The 709-nt window shown below is 48.1% G+C and carries 1 protein-coding gene; it reads right to left on the bottom strand.

What is annotated here, in order from left to right; translation table 11 throughout:
* Positions 1-38: 38 nt before the first annotated feature.
* Positions 39-709: transposase (locus ABEV15_RS14000; RefSeq protein ID WP_498853560.1), on the bottom strand; the 671-nt coding region annotated here is incomplete at its 5' end.

Raw genomic sequence — 709 nt, 5'->3', positions numbered from 1 at the left:
AGGGTTAGGATGAGCACAGAATTGCGAACAATCGTTCGTTATGCTCCTTCTCCCCATTTTATGTAAATGTTCAGAAGGGGCTCGCTATAGCCACTCCTTCGCGTCAGTTTCATCCAGATCTGTCGTGATCGGCGGACGAGTCGACCTGCCATCGTGATCACCGTCTGAATGATCGTCTTGATGCGGCGGCGTTTCACTTTATGATGTAATGGATGTCTCGGATCGCTTAATAGATCTTGTCCAATCAGACGAAGAAGGTTGTACACGAATGCTCCCATGACTAACACGAGCGCATTCGTTTTCATCTTCCCTGATGGAAGTCGCTCTAAATCTAAGTCGCTTTTCAGTTCGCTATGAAACTGTTCGCATGTCGCATGATCGTGATACAATGCGAGCACATCACTCATTCGAACATGCTCGTATCCTTCGAGGCGCACCCAGTAGCTTTCGACTTCGTAATTAGGAACGAGCATCAGCTGTCCATTTCGTTCCATCGTTCGTTCCGTCACTTGGGTGACTTGAACGTACGTATACGTGTGTCCATCAATTGCTGCGGTCTGTGGAAGGCATAACTCATACGTTTGTACTCCTTCGGTTTGTCCATCATCGACGCGTCTGCCCTTTTGCGAAGCGATCTGGAACCAAAGCACTTTCGATTCTCGGCGTAAGTTTCGCTTGATGACAAAGTCCACGTATGCACATTCGCTTC

Source organism: Bhargavaea massiliensis, from assembly GCF_050480245.1.
Lineage (GTDB): Bacteria > Bacillota > Bacilli > Bacillales > Anoxybacillaceae > Anoxybacillus.
The sequence above is the reverse complement of the archived record's forward strand: the minus strand, read 5'-3'. Positions and strand labels throughout refer to the sequence as shown.